The organism is Clostridioides sp. ZZV14-6387, assembly GCF_020657835.1.
GTDB classification, from domain to species: domain Bacteria; phylum Bacillota; class Clostridia; order Peptostreptococcales; family Peptostreptococcaceae; genus Clostridioides; species Clostridioides difficile_A.
Genome location: NZ_JAGWCW010000028.1, coordinates 1 through 18,083, shown reverse-complemented (window position 1 = coordinate 18,083; position 18,083 = coordinate 1). Strand labels below are relative to the sequence as shown.

Below are 18,083 nucleotides of genomic sequence, written 5' to 3'. Positions count from 1 at the left end.
ATCAAGTATACTTATAATCTTTTATATGAATATATGAACAAATATAATTATTAAATTTGAGGGAGGAAAATAAAATGATAAAAAGTAAAAAAATATTAAGTTTAATTATAGCAGGAGTACTTGGTGTATCAATGCTTACTGGTTGTTCTCAAAATGATGGCTCTAGTACTTCAAACGAAAAGGATAAAGCCGATAACAAAAAACAAAAAAATATAGGTATAACTCAATTAGTAGAACATCCATCTCTAGATAAAGCAAAAAAAGGATTCATAAAAGCACTTGAAGACAAAGGCTATAAGGATGGAGATAATATAAAAATAGACTTCCAAAATGCACAAAACGATATGCCTACTACACAAAGTATTGCAAGTAAATTTGTATCTGATAAAAAAGATTTGATATATGCTATATCTACTCCATCTGCTCAGGCAGCTTATAATGCTACTAAAGATATACCTATAATTATGACTGCTGTTACAGACCCTATAGAAGCTGGACTTGTTAAATCTATTGAAAAGCCAGGCGGGAATGTTTCTGGTACATCAGACTACCTTTCTATTGATAAAACATTGGAATTAGTTAAAACATTAACTCCAAAAGCAAAAAGAATAGGTGTTATATACAATACTAGTGAAGTTAATTCAAAAATCCAAGTTGATTCTCTACATGATTACGCTAAGAAAAATAATTATGAAGTTGTTGAAAAAGGAATCAGCTCTTCAAGTGAAGTTAATCAAGCTATTTCTAGCTTAGTTGGTAAGATAGATGTCTTATATGTTCCTACTGACAATTTAATAGTTTCTTCTATGCCAATAGTTGCTAAAGTTGCTAATGAGAACAAAATTCCTATAATAGCTTCTGAAGAAGGTTCTGTATCTTCTGGTGCTTTAGCTTGTTGTGGAATAGACTATGAAAAGCTAGGATATAAGGCTGGAGAACTTGCTATTGAAGTATTAGAAGGGAAATCTATTGGAGATATCCCAGTTACTATGTTAGATGAAACTGAAATAATAATTAATGAAGATACACTAAAAGCACTTGACATGCAAAAGTTATCAGCCGATAATATAAAGTATATAAAGTCAGATGAAAATACAAAATCTGCAGAATAATACTTATTAAATTTAACAAAGTAGGTAATATGAAAACTTTATATAATAAGTACTCTTATCCACCCTAACCCTTTGAAAATTGTGCTTATTTCAGCAATTCAAATATTGCATATAAAGTTATTCATTTTCCATAAAAGTCGTCTATACTGACGACTGATTATGAAAGTTATATAACTTTCTAATCACAACTTGAGCTGTCCAAAAGGATTTTAATATTCTTTAGACAGCTTTTTTTTATAAAATAGTATGAATTTATGTGCATATAGACTCTATGTTTAGTAAATATTTTCACAATTTTTCCATGTCAACAAAATATCAGGATAACGTTTTTTCCAAATATCACATTAATTTGAAAGTTATATAAGTATACATTATTTAGTATTTTAATTAAATTTAGCAGTTGACTTTTATTATTGTATAATTTATAATTTATAACAAGTCGAGAATACATATAATTTTCTGACTAATTAAAATATTAAAAGGGAGAGATAATTATGAATACTTTATTAAACAATAAAAAATATTATTATTATTATAGCCACTATTTTTAGGGTTTGTACCTACGTTTTAACATAGATACAGGCCCCTTAAGACTAGTAAAATTTTGGGATTGTATCTATGTTGGCTATATTGTTTATAGAGTTTTCATTTAACTATATAAGAGCCACATAGATTAAACTATGTGGCTTATTCGTGTTTTTCACCACATAGTTTTGTATACTATGTGGTTTTTTTATACACAAAATTAGCAAATAATTAAAATTATAAAAATATTTTCAAAGGAGTGTTTTATTTATGTCAGGTATTATATCTGTAATGGCGCAAAGTTTAATTTTATCGATTATGGCACTGGGGGTTTATATAACTTACAAAATCTTAGATTTTCCAGATATGTCTGCTGATGGTAGTTACACAATGGGTGCTTCTATCGTAGCATTTTCTCTTACTAATGGTATTTCCCCTGTAGTGGCAACACTAATGGCTATCTTATGTGGTTGCACTGCTGGTCTTGTTACTGGAATTCTTCACATTAAGTTTAAGATTTCTAACTTACTTTCTGGTATTTTAGTTATGGGAATGCTATACTCTATCAATTTAAGAATAATGGGAAAATCAAACATCCCTCTATTCAGTTTCAAGCACTTATTCAACGGAGAAATATCTCCTATAGTTTTAGCCTTAGTATTCGTTTTTATTTGTAAAGTCTTCTTAGACTTATTCTTAAAAACAGGTCTTGGATACACTTTAAAAGGTGTTGGTGATAACTCTCAAATGATTAAATCTTTGGGTATAAATATCGGCTCTATAAAGATACTAGGACTTATGATTTCAAATGGACTTATAGCTTTATCTGGTAGCCTTATGGCTCAGTTCTTAGGATTCTCAGATGTAAATATGGGTATAGGAACTTTGGTTCTTGGAATTGCATCTATAATAATTGGTATTACTTTATTTAAGAAATTCACTTTTATTAAAGATACTACTGCAATAATCGTTGGCTCTTTTATATACCAATTCACTATATACTTTGCAATGAGTTTAGGAATGTTATCAACCGACTTAAAACTTATAACTGCAATAGTTATAATTGCTTTCTTAGCTACTGGTAACTTAAATGTTTCACTAAAAAAAAACAACCACAAAGCTAGTACCAAAAATAAATCAGAAAAAAGAGGTGTTATAGATGTTACAAATTAAAAATCTTTCAAAAAGTTTCCCTAATCCATACGGTCAACCTAATACTATATTTGAAAATTTATCAATTGATATAGAAGATGGTGAATTTGTAAGTATCATAGGTAGTAATGGAACTGGTAAATCTACTTTACTAAACATAATATCTGGACTTATAAAAGAATCTTCTGGTCAAGTATTATTAAATAAACACAACTTGTCTAACCTAGCAGAACATAGAAGAACTCAAATAGTAAGTCGAGTTTTTCAAGACCCAAGCCTTGGAACTTGTCCTTCTATGACAGTTAGAGAAAACTTATCTTTAGCTCTTAATAAAGGTAAATTATTAAACCTAAGAAAATGTCTTCGTTACAAAAGAGATTTCTTAGAAAATTTATTAGAAGGAGTATCTCTTGATTTAAAAAAATATCTTGATGTTCAAGTACAGTTTTTATCAGGAGGTCAAAGACAATCACTATCACTAATTATGTCATGCTTGACAAATCCTTCTGTCTTATTACTTGATGAACATACAGCGGCACTTGACCCAAAAACATCAAACGAAGTAATTGAGTTGACTAATAAGATTGTAAGAGAAAAAAATATAACTACACTTATGGTAACTCACAACTTAAAACATGCTCTTCAATATGGAGATAGATTAATAATGCTTCATAAAGGTGAAGTTGTATTAGATGTAAAGGGTAAAGAAAAAGAGCAATTAACAGTTGAGGAAATCTTAGAAAAATTCGAATATGCCGTTTAAAATATATCTATTATATTAATTTAAGTTTAGTTTATTTCTAAAATAAGCTCAAAAATATAATAATTATGCTAACTTTACAATAATTCATATGAATATATGAACATATATAACAATAAAATTCTTGAGGGGGATATAAAAATGATTAATAAAAAAAGATTGGCAAGTTTAGTTTTAGCTGGTGCACTTAGTGTATCTATGCTTACAGGATGTTCACAAGGTGGAGATTCTGGTAATTCAAAACAAGAAAGTGCTTCTAAAAATAAAGAAGTTAAAAAAATTGGAATAACTCAATTGGTTGAACATCCAGCATTAGATGCTACTAAGGCAGGATTTGTAAAAGCATTAGAAAAGAATGGATTTAAAGATGGAGAAAATATTGATATAGACTTCCAAAATGCTCAAAATGATATGCCTACTACACAAAGTATTGCAAGTAAATTTGCATCTGACAAGAAAGATTTAATATTTGCTATATCTACTCCATCAGCTCAAGCAGCTTTCAATGCCACTAAAGATATACCTATACTTATGACTGCTGTAAGCGACCCTGTTGCTGCTGGATTAGTTAAAACACTTGAAAAACCAGGTGGAAATGTTTCTGGGACATCAGATTTTGTTTCTGTAGACAAAGGCCTAGAACTTCTTAAAATATTTGCTCCTAAGGCAAAAACTATAGGAGTTATGTACAATACTAGTGAGGTTAACTCTAAAGTTCAAGTTGATGCCTTAAAGGAATATGCATCTAAAAATGGTTTTAAAGTTGTTGAAAAGGGTGTAACTACTTCAAATGAAGTCAATCAAGGAATTTCTAGTTTAGTTGGTAAAATAGATGTCTTATATGTTCCTACAGATAACTTAGTAGCTTCTTCTATGCCTATAGTTTCTAAAATAGCTACTGAAAATAAAATTCCTGTTATTGCAGCTGAATCTGGTCCAGTTGAAAAAGGTGCTCTTGCTTGTCAAGGTATAAACTATGAAAAACTAGGTTACAAAACAGGTGAAATGGCAGTTAAAATTTTAAATGGAGAATCAGTTTCTGATATGCCTGTAGCTACATTGGATGACACAGATATCATAGTTAATGAAGATATATTAAAAGCTTTAGGCATGGAAAAACCTTCTAATGATAATATTTCTTATGTAAAAACTAAACAAGAATAGATATAATAGATTTTTTGAGGGAGTGGTCAAAATGAAACGAAGTAAACTAATAAATTTAACTTTGATTGGTGTTCTTAGTATATCTACCATTACAGGTTGCTCTAAGAATAATGAAGGTGATTTAGATGAATCATCCAGCAAAAACAATGATATAAAAAAAATTGGTATTACACAATTAGTTGAACACCAAGCTTTAGATGCATCTAAAGAAGGCTTTGTTAAAGCTTTAGAAGATAATGGTTTTAAGGATGGTAAAAATATAGAAATAGATTACCAAAATGCTCAAAATGATATGCCTACTACACAGACCATAGCAAGTAAATTCGTATCTGATAAAAAGGACTTGATATTTGCTATATCTACACCATCTGCTCAGGCTGCATATAATGCAACTAAAGATATACCTATACTTATCACTGCTGTAACTGACCCTGTCTCTGCTGGATTTGCAGATTCTTTAGATAATCCAGGTAAAAATGTTTCTGGAACTTCTAACTTTACACCAATTGAAAAAAGTATGGAAGCTCTTGATGTACTAGTTCCCAAAGCAAAAACTATAGGTGTCATATACAATACTAGTGAAGTAAATTCTAAAGTTCAAGTTGATAATTTGAAAAAATATGCTACTAATAAAGGGCTTAAAATTGTTGAAAAGGGAATTAGTTCTTCCAGCGAAATAAATCAAGCAGCTTCTAGCCTAATGGGAAATGTTGATGTTATTTATGCTCCTACAGACAATTTACTTGCATCTTCTATGCCTATAGTATCTGAACTTGCTACTAAAAATAAAATCCCTATAATAGCAGCAGAAGAAGGAATGGTAAAAGGAGGCGCATTGGCTTGCCAAGGTATAAATTACGAAAAATTGGGCTATAAAACTGGTGAGATGGCTGTCAAAGTACTAAAAGGAGAATCTAAAGTTTCAGATATGCCTATAACAAGTTTGGATGAAACTAATTTAATTATTAATGAAGATATATTAAAAGCACTTTCTATAGATAAACCTTCTGACAATAATATAGTTTACGTTAAGACTGAAAATAAATAATTTGACTACTCTAGTTTGAACGATATAAAATTAAATATATTTTCTCTATAATTACTATGCCTGTTTCTATAAGCTTTTTAAAACAAGAAACAGGCATATATTTTTACTTTCGTATCTTTTCTATTCAAAATTATGTATAAACATTCTTAATTTATTTTTATAGACTTTACTTTTACAGGCTTTATATAATCAATATTTAGTCCTCTATTTTCTTTATTACTCTGCATGGATTTCCAACAGCCACAGTATCTGATGGAATATCTTTTGTCACAACACTTCCTGCACCTATTACTACATTATCACCTATAGTAATACCTGGAGTTATGATTACTCCACCACCTATCCATACATTATTACCTATCTTTACAGGGGAACCATACTCTATACCCGAATTTCTAAGTTGTGCATCCATTGGATGATAAGCTGTATAGATTTGAACATTTGGCGCTAGCATTACATTATCACCAATTTCTATTTTACATACATCTAAAAAGATACAATCATAATTTGCAAAAAAATTTTCACCTACATGGATGTTATATCCATAATCACATCTTATATTTTGTTCTACATTTATTTTACTACCTACTGAACCAAATAGCTCACTTAAAATTTCTTCTCTTTTCTCATATTCATCCTCTAAAGTATTATTAAATAGTCTAGTTAATCTTTTACATTTCTCTCTTTCTTTTACTAGAATTTTATCGCTTGCATAATAGCCTTTACCTGACAACATTTTTTCTTTTTCAGTCATATAATTTACTCCTTTTCGTTATAATTGTTTCTAAAGCAAAATAAATGTTCCTGTGGAAAATCTAAATAAATGCTGTCTCCATTTTTAAATCTCATTTTACTTTTTTCTAATTCTATTTGAATAGGCATACACTGGTTAGATAAGTCCTGTTTTCTAACGTATATAGTATATGTAAATGGATTTTCTATAATGTTAATCAATTCAAAACATAGCTTTCCACTTAAATCTTCATTAGAATCCAAGACATTAATATGATGCTCTCTGATTCCCACATATTCTATATTATCGCCTATTTCTCTATTTAATGTCAACTCGCATCCCCAATCTGTAGCATAAACAGTATTTTCATCTATTCTGTTTAATTGAGATATATTTTTACATCCTGTTATCTTTGCTTCCATAAGGTATCTTGGGGATTCAAATAACTCTTTTTTAGGTCTTTTTGGAAGGCCTTCCCCTTTGTTATATACCATAATATCATCACAAACTCTATAAGCTTCCTCAATGTCATGAGTGACAAATAATATGTCTCCTTTATAATCCTTTAGCATATTCATAAGTTCTTTTTCCATATTACTTCTTAAATGATGGTCTAGTGCTGAAAACGGCTCATCTAGAAGTAATATATCTGGAGATGCTGCCAATGCTCTAGCTAATGCTACTCTTTGTTGCTGACCGCCAGATAATTGCCAAGGATATCTCCTCTCAAACCCATTCAATTTAAGTATATCTAAGTATCTTTCTACTATTTCCTTTTTTTCATCCTTACTCAGTTTTAAAAGTCCAAGCTCAATATTTTGGCTTACAGTCATATGTGGAAACAAAGCATAGTTTTGAAATAGAAAACCTACTTTTCTTTCTTGAGTTGACAAATTTATCTTTTTTTCAGAATCAAACAATACTATATCGTTTAATATAATCTTACCTTTTGTTGGTTTTTCAAGCCCTGCTATACATTTTAGTGTCATGCTTTTTCCAGAACCAGATTCTCCTAGAAAACCTAAAATTCCTTTTTCTTGCTCAATTTTTACCTTTAATTTAAAAGAGGATAAATCTTTTTCAATATCTACATATAAGCTCAATTATCTACACCTCTTTCCTATAATTTTCTGCTGAAATTCAGACCAATAATTTAACAATAAAATCATTGCTATAGATATCACTACAATAATCATAACCCACATCATAGCTTTATTCATATCTCCACCTTCCACAGCAAAAAATATAGCTATTGGCATAGTTTGAGTTTTTCCAGGTATATTACCAGCTACCATAAGTGTTGCTCCAAATTCTCCAAGAGCCCTAGCAAATGACAACACCAGTCCACCAATTATTCCAGGCCATGCTAATGGAACTGCAATCTTAAAAAACACTTTCCATTCATTAAGACCTAATGTTCTCGCAGCTGACAACATATTATTATCAATCTGTTCAAATGCTGACCTTGAAGTTCTGTACATCATAGGAAAAGACACCACTACTGCTGAAATTACAGTTGCTGTCCAACTAAATATTAAAGTCTTATCAAAACTTAACAAAAACTTACCTACAAAACCATTTTTCCCACATAGCAATAATAAAAAGAAGCCTACAACTGTTGGTGGCAAAATCAATGGGAGTGTAAATAACCCATCTATAAGACCCTTCCACTTGCCTCTATAATTAGCCATAATATATGACACAAATATTCCTATTATAAAAGTTATCACTGTTGACAAAAAAGATGTCTTAAGTGATATCCATAAAGGTGACCAATCTGTTCCCATTTTTCCCTCCTTAATTTTAAATGGAAATAGTGAAATTAATATGTCTATTAACTTCACTATTTCCATTTTATTATAATATACAATTATTTTCAATTTTCATTTATTTATATATAATTTATACTTAATATACATAACTTATTTGTAAACTTATTCTACTTTTTTGTACCCAAATTCTTCAAAAATCTTTTGACCTGCATCACTTAACAAAAACTCTTCAAATTTCTTAGCAGCATCTACATTTTTACTAGCTTTAATTACTGAAACTGGATATGTAATAGGTGAATGAGTTTTTTCATCTGTTTTTTCAACTACTTTTATCTTATCATTATTAACAGTATCACTAAAGTAAACGAATCCAACATCAGCATTTCCTGATTGTACCCATGCTAAAACTTCTTTTACATCCTTTGCAAATACTAACTTGTCTTTTAATTTATCTTTTAAATCTAAATTAGTTAATACTTCATCTGCATATTTCCCTGCTGGAACACTTTCAGCTTCACCAACAGCAATTTTCTTTACTTTATCCGATGTCAAATCTTTCATACTAGACACATCACTATCAGTAGAAGAAATAAGAACTAAATCATTTTTTACTAAGTCTTTCGTTGTATCAGAAACTAATAACTTTTCTTCATCCAATGCCTTCATTTGTTTTTGTCCTGCTGAAATGAATAAATCACATGGTGCTCCTTGTTCTATCTGTTGTTGTAATGAACCTGATGCTCCATAGTTAACTATAAGTTTTACATTTGAATCAACTTTTTTGTATTCTTCTTCAAGCTTTGCCATTGCTTCTTTTAAACTTGCAGCAGCCGATATGTTTAACTCTACTGTCTCACTACTTTTATTTGTTTTTTCTTGTTTTTCATCATCTTTCTTGCTTTCATTACTATTGCATCCAACTGTCCCCAAAGTTAAGCATGCAACTAGCCCTAATATTCCCAATATTTTTTTCATAACAATCTCCCTTTTTGTAAATTTGATACACATTTCAATATGTTTTATCATGTTTTATTATGTTTTGTTACGTATAACTTAATTATATATACCTACTAATAAATTTTCAAGTAAATTATTTATATTACTTTTAAATATTTTCCTACATTTTTCTTTTTTTAATGTTAAAATAACCTTATATGGAGGTGTATTATGGACTCATTATCATCTTTGACGCCTGTCGAGGTAGCTGAATTATTAAAGATAACAAAAAATACTGTATATGAATTAATCAAAAGAGGTGAACTTCCTTCTTATAAAGTAGGGAAAAAAATAAGAGTTGATATTAAAGATGTTGAAGAATATATCAATAGTCAAAAGACTGGTAAAATAAAAGATACACAATTTAACAATAAGAATATATCTATAAATAATAATTTTAAAGTTATTATTTCTGGTCAAGATGTAATATTAGATATTTTAGCTAGGTCTGTTGAAAAAAAATTAGATGGAGTAAATACATTTCGCTCTTATATAGGTAGTTATAATGCTTTATATGAATTATATAATGGTAGGGTTTCTATAGCATCATCTCATCTATGGGATTTTGAAACAGATGAATATAATAGCACTTTTGTTAAAAAACTATTGCCAGGAATCCCATGTGTTCTTATAAATTTAGCTTACAGAATGCAAGGTTTTTATGTTGCTAAAGGTAATCCTAAAGAAATAAAAGCTTGGAAAGATTTAACTAGACCAAACATAACTCTTGTCAACAGAGAAAAGGGTGCTGGTACTAGAGTTCTACTTGATGGTAAACTTAGACTTCTAAATTTTAATGGTAACCATATAAAAGGTTATGACAATGAAGAATTATCACACCTTGGGGTTGCAAGTACTGTTTCTCGTGGAATAGCTGATGTTGGTTTAGGGAATGAAAAAGCAGCATTACAAGTAAATAATATTGACTTTATTCCTCTTCACAAGGAACGTTATGATTTAGTCATCAAAAAAGAAGACTTACAAAATCCAGTTTACCAAACCATAATTAACATAATAAACTCAGCTGAATTTAAGGCTGAACTTCAAGGTCTTGGTGGGTATGACTTAACTGATACAGGTAAAATCATAGCAGAAGTATAGAATCAAAATCGCAATCTATTTCATAAGACTTATAATTTTTCACAAAACTTATAACTTAAGGTCAAAATAAATTGCGATTTTTTGTGCATTTTTAAAAATGTTTACCTTATTAAATTTAGCAGTTAATACAAATTTCAATATAATAAATTTCATAGTACTATTACATTTAATAGATATTCACATAATAGTACTTTTCCTTAACATAGATTAGCATATGATGTATTCTAACAAGCAACACTCTTCCTTTATTATATATATGTGGCAATATGTATGAATTTAATACATTATATACAATATTGCTTTCTTCTTGTATTTTTTCAACTAATAAATTATTTATAAAAGTATCCTTTTCATTTTCAATAACTTTACACCAATTTATTTTAACTTTTAAGATATATCTTCCCACTAGGTATATACATTCTACAATAAATAACAAAAATACAATATAATCAGTACCTCCTAGCTGATATAAACTTCCCGATACCAATGGTTTTGCAAAGAAATTATAAAAGTTTAAAGTATCTCCTGTATAATCAAAAAGTATTAATAGTAATCCTAACCCCCTTAACACTTTCATATTCAACATGTCTTTATCTTTATTATCTTTGTTTTTCATATATACTACCTCTCTTTTCTTTAGATTTTATTGTAATATAATACTAACTCTTTCATTTGAGGTATAAATGAATTTAATTGGTAGTTATTTTCATTTTTACTAGAAATTAATTCACATTACTAAATATTATTTATATTTCAACATAAAAATAGCTTATCTATTTTTGATAAATACCAAAATAAATAAGCTATTAATATGCAATTAATTTTTATCATTAACAACATTACTATCTATAAATTTAAAGATTTTATTGAAATATACTGTTTTATCATGCTCATATCCATCAACATGACCAACACCTTCTATAAGCCATATCTCTTTTTTATCGTGTTTAACTAAATCATACATTTTTTGGCTATTTCTATAATCACAGACATTATCTTCTGTTCCATGTATAAATAGTATAGGGACATTAGACTTTTTAACTGCCTCATCTGGTCTTACATCACTGTACCAAAATCCAGATTTAAACTTATTGTATAAATCTCCACATGTTATTACATAATCGACTAATACCTTTGGTATGCGCTTTTCTATTACTCCCATTCTAATCGCTTCTCTCATTTCAGAATAAGGAGAATCCAATATATAAAAATCCACATCTCTATTTTTAGAGTTTATCTCTGTATGCATAGCAGCTGTTCCTGCACCCATAGAAAATCCATGTATTCCTAATCTTCCATCTGGAAATTTATTTTTTATAAATTTAACTAAACTATCTAAATCATACCTTTCATAAAGGCCAAATGTATAATTATCGCCTCCACTATTACCTGTGTTTCTTTGATTATAAATTAATACATTATAACCTTTATCTAAGTATCCATATGCTACCTTTAGCATTTCATAGTGGCAACTTCCTATTCCATGAACAAGTATAATAGTATCTTTCGTCTTTATATTTGAAGTTATAAAAATACTTTCAAGTTTGTAATTATTAGAACTTTGTATCATTAATTCATCTGTCTTATAGCTTTTTAATTTCTCTAGAGGCTTATCTTTTCTCTTAGAAAATACTTTTATCACATCTTCTTTTTTTATTAGTTGTTCTGAACCAACTGAGCTATCATAAACTAATTTACCAAATATATAAGATACAATTAATAGAATTAACAGAAACACAACTGATATAATTATAACTTTATCGCTTAAATTAATATAATTTTTAAAATTATTTTTCATATTTATTTACCATACAATTTCCTAGATTATATTTTTAAGTAATAGAACAATTACTTATATTACCCTTATGATTTCTATTATACCCATTAATGTACTAAAATTACAAATTTTATTTAGTATTAATAAATTATTATATTATATAATAAAGATTTTTAGAATTTTATTATATAATATTATTTAAATATTCTTCTGTATTTTTCTTCTTCCTCTTCAGTAAACACATTAAATACAACTTTTAAGTTTTTCTCAGGATTTTCTTTTAACCATAATCTAACTCTGCTTACAGCAAGATTAGCTGCTTCTTTTTTTGGATACCCAAATACTCCTGTAGAAATTCCACAAAAAACAATATTTTTTATTTCATCAATTTCTTTTATTGTGTTTAAACATGATTTGTAGCAATGAAGTAGTTGCTTTTCTTGTTCTTTACTTGGTTGACCACCAGATACAATAGGACCAACAGTATGTACTACAAATTTTGAAGGTAGGCAATAACCTCTTGTTATTTTAGCATCTCCAGTATATTCTAAATGACCTTGTTTTTTTATTATTTTATCACAATCTTCTCTAAGCCTAGGACCTGCACATGAATGTATCTCATTATCTACACATAAATGTAATGGTTGTAAGCATCCTAATAGCTTATTATTTGCAGCATTCACTATTGCATCTGCTTTTAAACTTGTTATATTACCTCTCCATATAGCAATACCTTCCTCTACTTCTTCTATATCATTTACATCTACTAACTCTCTTTCTTCACATTCAATTAACAATAAATTATGTAACATATTAAGTATTTCTGGAGCAATTTCTTTTGGTGGATATACATTCAAAAGTCCTCTAAGTATATCTCTAGGCTTAATTTCGTCATTTGATAAATTGTATATTTTAGAAGGAATTTCTTTTGAAAAATATGCAATTAAAGTGTTTATATTTTTCTTTCTTTGTTCGTCAGTTAGAGGCTTGATACTTTTATCAAAATCCTCAAATAAATTTACATCATCAGCATAATCTCTCCACTTCATAGCCATCTCTCCATTCTCATATTTTAGGATTGTAAAATAATTATGTATTATGTACATGTTTATTTATTTCTATAAACACTTACATAAATCCTGTTAAAAGTGTAAATTTTTTAATATTATTATATTTAAAGACAAAATATAGAATTATTTTAAGTATTTTATAGAAACCTTTATAAAAATAATATGCAATTTGTTATTACTTTAATAGTAAAATTTTTAAATAATAATAAAGGTGAAAGCTTCTAAAGCTAACACCTTTATAAATTAAATATTCTAAAAAACCATATATTATTCTTAGTTAAGTTCTGGCCAATAATTTTTATTTGCTTTTATTAAATCATCTAATAGTTCTTTTGCTACTTTTGCACTTGGAACTGTTTTAGATAGCATAAGTGCTTGCCACAGTTTATTATATGATTTTTCAATCCAAGCATCAACCACTAACTTTTCAACTGCTAATTGTTGTTCCATTAAGCCCTTTTGAAACGTTGGTATTTTTCCTATTGATAATGGTTCATACCCATCTTTTCCAACTATACATGGAATCTCAACCATCACATCAGATTGTATATTTTCTATAGCTCCATTATTTTGAACTATTAATAACATACGTTCATGAGTATTAAAAGCTAGAGCTGTAGCTAAATCAACTATAAACTCTGCATGTATTCCTATCTCAAGTCCACTGCCATTAGAATGCCCTTGCTTTTCTATTAATGCACATGAGCTAAATACTTCTTTTTCTCTTCCATTAATTACTTCATTAGCACGAGTGTAATTTACGTCAGAATGATTTACAACATAATCTGGGAATAGATAGTATTTTAAGTAACTACTTGGTATTGTAGTCAAATCTGTTTTTACTATTTCTCTAGTAAATAAATTAGTTTCAAACCAGCTATCCTTCTTATCATTTTTCATTCCTTCTTCACCATTTATAAATCCATACTCTTTTATATGCTCTACTAATTTTGGCAAAAGTTCATTTCCTTCTTTGTCTTTAATTGAAGTATACCAACCAAAATGATTTAATCCAAAATATCTTATATCCATATCTTTTCTAGATTCAAGCCCCGCAATCTTTGCTATACTATGCTCCATACCTATTGGCATATCACAGATATTTATTACTCTAGAAGTAGGTCTTAACCTTCTAACAGCTTCTGCTATTATGGATGCTGGATTAGAATAATTTAACATCCAGCAATTTGGAGAATACTTTTCCATATAGTCTATATTTTCAAGCACACCTTCTATGGACCTCATTCCATAAGCTATTCCACCTGGTCCACATGTTTCTTGACCAACTATCCCATGTCTTAGAGGTATTTTTTCATCTAATTCTCTCATTTCAAGTTTTCCCACTCTTATATGAGCCAAACAAAAGTCTACATCTGTATAAGCTTCTTCAGGGGATGTTGTTGCTAAATACTCTATAGTAGGGTCCTTTTCTTTTATTAATATTTCACAGGCTTTAGCTACTTTATTTTGTCTTTCTTCATCGTTGTCATACAATTTAATAGCTCTTAATGGTAACCTATCTAGATTATCTAACAACATTAATATGATTTCTGGAGTATATGTACTTCCTCCACCAGCTATTACTACTGAAAACTTCTCCATAACAATTTCTCCTTTTCTATTTAAAAATTTACTATATTTATAAATAACTTTATAAATACTAGTACTTTAAAGCAAAAGGGAGTTCATTTATTAAATTTGCCAAATTAATAAACTATAGCCAAACTTCAAGCACTATTTATATGAAAATTAATTCTTATCATTTCTTGGGTCCATTATTTCAAATATGTCTACAAGCTCAGATACTAAAGAGTGAGCAAACAAAGCATTTGAATAATGGTCTTCAGAATGTACAACTAAAAAATTAGTTCCACTATCTTCACTGTTCATAGCATTTGATAGTAATTCTAAATGATTCTTTGATGCTGTTTGTATTTTTTCTGATGCTGAGTCTAAAAGTTTTTTAGCTTTATCATAGTCACCTTTTTTTATTTCTTTAAGGGACATCATCACATCACTTTTAGCATCTCCCGATTCTGATATTATGCTAAATACTTTTTCTTCTATTTCAGGTATCATATCCTTCTCCTTCTAATGACTAGTTAAAAATCAAAGCTATCGTCACTTAATTCCGTAGCTAATTCTGCATTTTTGTTTAATTCCTCTTTCTCCATTATCTTAAAGAATGGATAATATATCAAGGTCATAAGTATTATACTTGCAAATACTAATACTATAGCCTTCCAGTCTAATGTCATTAAAAAAGCTGCAACTCCTGGAGGCAAAAATCCTGGAGGTTCTGCAATAGGTAATCCTACTAATCCTAATTTTAAAGCCATAAAGTTAAGTGCTCCAACTAGCACAGGTCCAAATACAAATGGTACAAACATATATGGATTCATAACTATTGGTGTTCCAAATATTACTGGCTCATTTATCCCAAATAATGATGGTAATAGCACAACTTTTCCCATACTATTTAGACTCTTACTCTTACTTCTCGACATAAGATATACTAGTCCTAAAGTTATTCCTGACCCAGTTACTTGTAAGAAACCATAGTAAAACCCTATTGTAAACACATGTTTTGGGTCTCCTCCAGCTGCTATTAGTGTCGCATTTTCTGCCATATATGTAGCTGCTATTGGCATCCATATACTTGAAGTTATTGCTGCTCCATGAAGCCCAAAGAACCATAACAATTGAGTTATAAAAAGTATTATAATTACTGCAAAAACATTGTCTAAACTGCTTATAGCTGGTGCTAAGAAATTCATTATAATAGCTGGTAATGGCTGACCTAGTATATTTTTAGTTACTGCTGCTATTGCTGTAAATAACATTATACATACTATCATTGGTGTTAAATTTCTAAAACTTTTATTTACTACACTTGGTACTTCTTTTGGAAATCTAATTACAAGATTTTTATCATTCATAAACTTAGTAATATCAACTACTAAAAGTGCTATTAGTATACTTACAAATAAACCTTGAGCATCTAAATAACTTGTATCTAATGCACCATCTACTATTTGCCCACATACAACAAGTTGTGCTATAACGGCTGTCATACCTATTTCCACATGATTAAGATTATATTTTTTAGCCAATGCTTGAGCTATAAAAAAGGCTGAGTATATAGATAATAAGCTCATAGTAAATTTATTTGGAATAAGTAATGTATCCATATTCTCAGATAATAACGTTTTTACACTTCCTTCAGGTAACATATTATTTAGAGCTACAAATAGCATACTTAAAGAGCCAACAATTATTATTGGGGTGATGCTTATCATGCCTTCTTTTATAGCTTGAAGATGCCTCTGCTTTTCAATCTTTTGTGCTATTGGAAGAAGAAATTTTCTCAAATTATTTTGAAGTGCTTCCATGTTTATCCTCTCCCTAATTATCTATTTTTATATAGCTCGATTGCCGACTTCATAACAGAAGGGGCATCCATACGACCATAATGTTTAGTATCTATTACACCAACTACTATTTTATAATTTTTACAAGCTTCAACTACATCCTCCTCCTTAAATCTAATTTGAGGAGCTACAAGAACTACATCTATATCATTAACTTGAATATATGATTTTAAATTTTCAAATGATGTTGCATCTATATTTATAGTTTTTGTTTTTAGCTTTACATGCTCACTGCAAAAACTTTTCATTTTTTCTACGAGTACTCCTGTTGAAGCTCCATTTGCACATACTAATAAAATATTCATAATAAATTCCTCCTGCAATATTTAATTTCTTTTATTTTATAGTTTTATACTTTAATTCTTAGTACTGCCAGTGATTAAATTTAAAAGCTGTATCTATAGCTTCTTCTGGCTTATATTCTTCTAATATTTTTAAGTATCTTTCTTTATAATCATTATCTACCTTTTTTTCTGGTATTACTATGCTAGCTTCATTTAAGAAGTGGAATGAATCTCTTCCCATTTCTAATCCTCTATATGTATGTTTATCAAGTGCCACATCCATAATTTCTGGGACTTTACCCATTGCAAATCCTTTTATAATTATATTTTTTAATAAGTCACTTGATCTATCTTTTTCACATGCACAAAGATATCTTATTGCATGTATGAAAAATAAAGGTCTATCTCCATCTGCATATGAATATTCCTTTCTTACTTGATTTAAATTATTTATGATTATTATAGCTGATGGGTCTCCCATTCCTATATCCTCAACTGATATTGTAAGTATTCTTCTCCACAACTTATCTTCTAATTCTGGTGATGATATATATAGTTCATAAGCAAATTCACATGCTTCTTCTACCATATTTCTTCTTATAGCCTTTTGAAATGATGATATTATTTCATCTGCACTAAATCCGTTTCTTGTAGTCATTCTTGCCCATGGGTCATTTGCCTTTTTATCTCTTAATATTTTCTCCTGCATATTATTTACTCCTTTTGATTTAAATTTTAATTCTTTATATTATTTATAAATAATACAAAGCAAGTATTGTGCCAGTTTTTTTAGACACTTCTAAATGCGATTATTTCAATCATATTTATTGCCAATACTCAGATACTTTGTCTAAATTTACTTGTATGTGTCTAATATTAATGTCATTTTAGACTAAAAAAGATTACCAAATAGGTTTTTATACTTATTGGTAATCTTTTTTATTATTTATACATATTCTAATATTAATAATATTTGATAACATTCTTTTTTATTAATTTCTATATTATATTTTTTATCTAATTGAGATAATATATTTTTTATTTTACTTAAGTCCTTATCACAATTAAGTGCTTTTTCTTTCTGAACCTCCCATGACTAAAGTCACAGGGTTCCTGTTTCATAGAATCTTGCATACTGAAATATGTCTTACCAATTCT

General features: G+C 28.8%; 18 protein-coding genes. 6 read left to right on the top strand and 12 right to left on the bottom strand.

The annotated features are described in order from the left end of the window. Nucleotides 1-74 precede the first annotated feature (74 nt). The 5 genes from KGF38_RS15755 (at nt 75) to KGF38_RS15735 (ending at nt 5,761) form a co-directional block, all read left to right on the top strand. Nucleotides 75-1,112: an ABC transporter substrate-binding protein gene (locus KGF38_RS15755; RefSeq protein ID WP_054269497.1), complete on the top strand. Its 1,038-nt coding sequence runs from the start codon at nt 75-77 to the stop codon at nt 1,110-1,112. Nucleotides 1,113-1,907: 795 nt separating this feature from the next. Next, nucleotides 1,908-2,810: an ABC transporter permease gene (locus tag KGF38_RS15750; protein ID WP_074178289.1), complete on the top strand. Its 903-nt coding sequence runs from the start codon at nt 1,908-1,910 to the stop codon at nt 2,808-2,810. Then, nucleotides 2,797-3,552 (top strand): ABC transporter ATP-binding protein, encoded by a 756-nt coding sequence (locus KGF38_RS15745; RefSeq protein ID WP_021383597.1) that lies wholly within the window; start codon nt 2,797-2,799, stop codon nt 3,550-3,552. The genes KGF38_RS15750 and KGF38_RS15745 overlap by 14 nt, the downstream gene beginning before the upstream one ends. A 138-nt stretch (nt 3,553-3,690) precedes the next feature. Then, entirely contained in the window at nt 3,691-4,713 is a 1,023-nt protein-coding gene (locus KGF38_RS15740; RefSeq protein ID WP_054269496.1) for a CD0873 family tyrosine ABC transporter substrate-binding lipoprotein, read from the top strand. Between the two features lie 31 nt (nt 4,714-4,744). Beyond that, nucleotides 4,745-5,761, top strand: a complete 1,017-nt coding sequence (locus KGF38_RS15735; protein WP_074178290.1) for an ABC transporter substrate-binding protein — start codon at nt 4,745-4,747, stop codon at nt 5,759-5,761. A 196-nt stretch (nt 5,762-5,957) separates the two neighbouring features. Here the strand turns inward: KGF38_RS15735 and KGF38_RS15730 are convergent, their stop codons facing one another. The 4 genes from KGF38_RS15730 to modA all read right to left on the bottom strand — a co-directional run bounded on the left by KGF38_RS15730 (nt 5,958) and on the right by modA (nt 9,241). Continuing rightward, on the bottom strand, nt 5,958-6,515 hold the full coding sequence (locus tag KGF38_RS15730; RefSeq protein WP_054269494.1) for a sugar O-acetyltransferase: 558 nt from the start codon (nt 6,513-6,515) through the stop codon (nt 5,958-5,960). A 5-nt stretch (nt 6,516-6,520) separates the two neighbouring features. Further along, entirely contained in the window at nt 6,521-7,597 is a 1,077-nt protein-coding gene (locus KGF38_RS15725) for a sulfate/molybdate ABC transporter ATP-binding protein (RefSeq protein ID WP_074178291.1), read from the bottom strand. Continuing rightward, complete coding sequence (gene modB / locus KGF38_RS15720) at nt 7,598-8,281, bottom strand: molybdate ABC transporter permease subunit (RefSeq protein ID WP_054269492.1); 684 nt, start codon at nt 8,279-8,281, stop codon at nt 7,598-7,600. Between the two features lie 147 nt (nt 8,282-8,428). Further along, nucleotides 8,429-9,241: a molybdate ABC transporter substrate-binding protein gene (gene modA, locus KGF38_RS15715; RefSeq protein WP_054276122.1), complete on the bottom strand. Its 813-nt coding sequence runs from the start codon at nt 9,239-9,241 to the stop codon at nt 8,429-8,431. Nucleotides 9,242-9,433: 192 nt separating this feature from the next. Here modA and KGF38_RS15710 point away from each other — a divergent pair, with 192 nt between their 5' ends. After that, on the top strand, nt 9,434-10,363 hold the full coding sequence (locus KGF38_RS15710) for a helix-turn-helix transcriptional regulator (protein ID WP_054269490.1): 930 nt from the start codon (nt 9,434-9,436) through the stop codon (nt 10,361-10,363). 166 nt (nt 10,364-10,529) lie between these two features. Here KGF38_RS15710 and KGF38_RS15705 read toward each other — a convergent pair whose 3' ends face one another. From KGF38_RS15705 to KGF38_RS15670, 8 genes are all read right to left on the bottom strand, one after another. After that, nucleotides 10,530-10,979 carry a hypothetical protein gene (locus KGF38_RS15705; protein ID WP_074178292.1) on the bottom strand — a complete coding sequence of 150 codons (450 nt, stop codon included), beginning with the start codon at nt 10,977-10,979 and terminating at the stop codon, nt 10,530-10,532. Between the two features lie 201 nt (nt 10,980-11,180). Continuing rightward, complete coding sequence (locus tag KGF38_RS15700; protein WP_074178293.1) at nt 11,181-12,161, bottom strand: alpha/beta hydrolase; 981 nt, start codon at nt 12,159-12,161, stop codon at nt 11,181-11,183. Nucleotides 12,162-12,334: 173 nt separating this feature from the next. Further along, on the bottom strand, nt 12,335-13,189 hold the full coding sequence (locus KGF38_RS15695; protein ID WP_074178294.1) for a protein-ADP-ribose hydrolase: 855 nt from the start codon (nt 13,187-13,189) through the stop codon (nt 12,335-12,337). Nucleotides 13,190-13,483: 294 nt separating this feature from the next. Further along, entirely contained in the window at nt 13,484-14,812 is a 1,329-nt protein-coding gene (locus KGF38_RS15690) for a 6-phospho-alpha-glucosidase (protein ID WP_074178295.1), read from the bottom strand. Between the two features lie 147 nt (nt 14,813-14,959). Continuing rightward, nucleotides 14,960-15,289, bottom strand: a complete 330-nt coding sequence (locus KGF38_RS15685; RefSeq protein WP_054269485.1) for a PTS lactose/cellobiose transporter subunit IIA — start codon at nt 15,287-15,289, stop codon at nt 14,960-14,962. A 23-nt stretch (nt 15,290-15,312) separates the two neighbouring features. After that, entirely contained in the window at nt 15,313-16,602 is a 1,290-nt protein-coding gene (locus KGF38_RS15680; protein ID WP_054269484.1) for a PTS sugar transporter subunit IIC, read from the bottom strand. Between the two features lie 17 nt (nt 16,603-16,619). Further along, nucleotides 16,620-16,946 (bottom strand): PTS sugar transporter subunit IIB, encoded by a 327-nt coding sequence (locus KGF38_RS15675; protein ID WP_054269483.1) that lies wholly within the window; start codon nt 16,944-16,946, stop codon nt 16,620-16,622. Between the two features lie 58 nt (nt 16,947-17,004). Then, complete coding sequence (locus KGF38_RS15670) at nt 17,005-17,634, bottom strand: hypothetical protein (protein WP_054269482.1); 630 nt, start codon at nt 17,632-17,634, stop codon at nt 17,005-17,007. Nucleotides 17,635-18,083 lie beyond the last annotated feature (449 nt).

Excerpts from the sequence above, each read along its gene's own strand:
- KGF38_RS15745 (WP_021383597.1), top strand. The coding sequence starts at position 2,797 with ATGTTACAAATTAAAAATCTTTCAAAAAGTTTCCCTAATCCATACGGT.
- KGF38_RS15670 (WP_054269482.1), bottom strand. The coding sequence starts at position 17,634 with ATGCAGGAGAAAATATTAAGAGATAAAAAGGCAAATGACCCATGGGCA.
- KGF38_RS15675 (WP_054269483.1), bottom strand. The coding sequence starts at position 16,946 with ATGAATATTTTATTAGTATGTGCAAATGGAGCTTCAACAGGAGTACTC.
- modB (WP_054269492.1), bottom strand. The coding sequence starts at position 8,281 with ATGGGAACAGATTGGTCACCTTTATGGATATCACTTAAGACATCTTTT.
- KGF38_RS15755 (WP_054269497.1), top strand. The coding sequence starts at position 75 with ATGATAAAAAGTAAAAAAATATTAAGTTTAATTATAGCAGGAGTACTT.
- KGF38_RS15685 (WP_054269485.1), bottom strand. The coding sequence starts at position 15,289 with ATGATACCTGAAATAGAAGAAAAAGTATTTAGCATAATATCAGAATCG.
- KGF38_RS15710 (WP_054269490.1), top strand. The coding sequence starts at position 9,434 with ATGGACTCATTATCATCTTTGACGCCTGTCGAGGTAGCTGAATTATTA.
- KGF38_RS15730 (WP_054269494.1), bottom strand. The coding sequence starts at position 6,515 with ATGACTGAAAAAGAAAAAATGTTGTCAGGTAAAGGCTATTATGCAAGC.
- KGF38_RS15705 (WP_074178292.1), bottom strand. The coding sequence starts at position 10,979 with ATGAAAAACAAAGATAATAAAGATAAAGACATGTTGAATATGAAAGTG.
- modA (WP_054276122.1), bottom strand. The coding sequence starts at position 9,241 with ATGAAAAAAATATTGGGAATATTAGGGCTAGTTGCATGCTTAACTTTG.
- KGF38_RS15735 (WP_074178290.1), top strand. The coding sequence starts at position 4,745 with ATGAAACGAAGTAAACTAATAAATTTAACTTTGATTGGTGTTCTTAGT.
- KGF38_RS15750 (WP_074178289.1), top strand. The coding sequence starts at position 1,908 with ATGTCAGGTATTATATCTGTAATGGCGCAAAGTTTAATTTTATCGATT.
- KGF38_RS15700 (WP_074178293.1), bottom strand. The coding sequence starts at position 12,161 with ATGAAAAATAATTTTAAAAATTATATTAATTTAAGCGATAAAGTTATA.
- KGF38_RS15680 (WP_054269484.1), bottom strand. The coding sequence starts at position 16,602 with ATGGAAGCACTTCAAAATAATTTGAGAAAATTTCTTCTTCCAATAGCA.
- KGF38_RS15690 (WP_074178295.1), bottom strand. The coding sequence starts at position 14,812 with ATGGAGAAGTTTTCAGTAGTAATAGCTGGTGGAGGAAGTACATATACT.
- KGF38_RS15740 (WP_054269496.1), top strand. The coding sequence starts at position 3,691 with ATGATTAATAAAAAAAGATTGGCAAGTTTAGTTTTAGCTGGTGCACTT.
- KGF38_RS15695 (WP_074178294.1), bottom strand. The coding sequence starts at position 13,189 with ATGAAGTGGAGAGATTATGCTGATGATGTAAATTTATTTGAGGATTTT.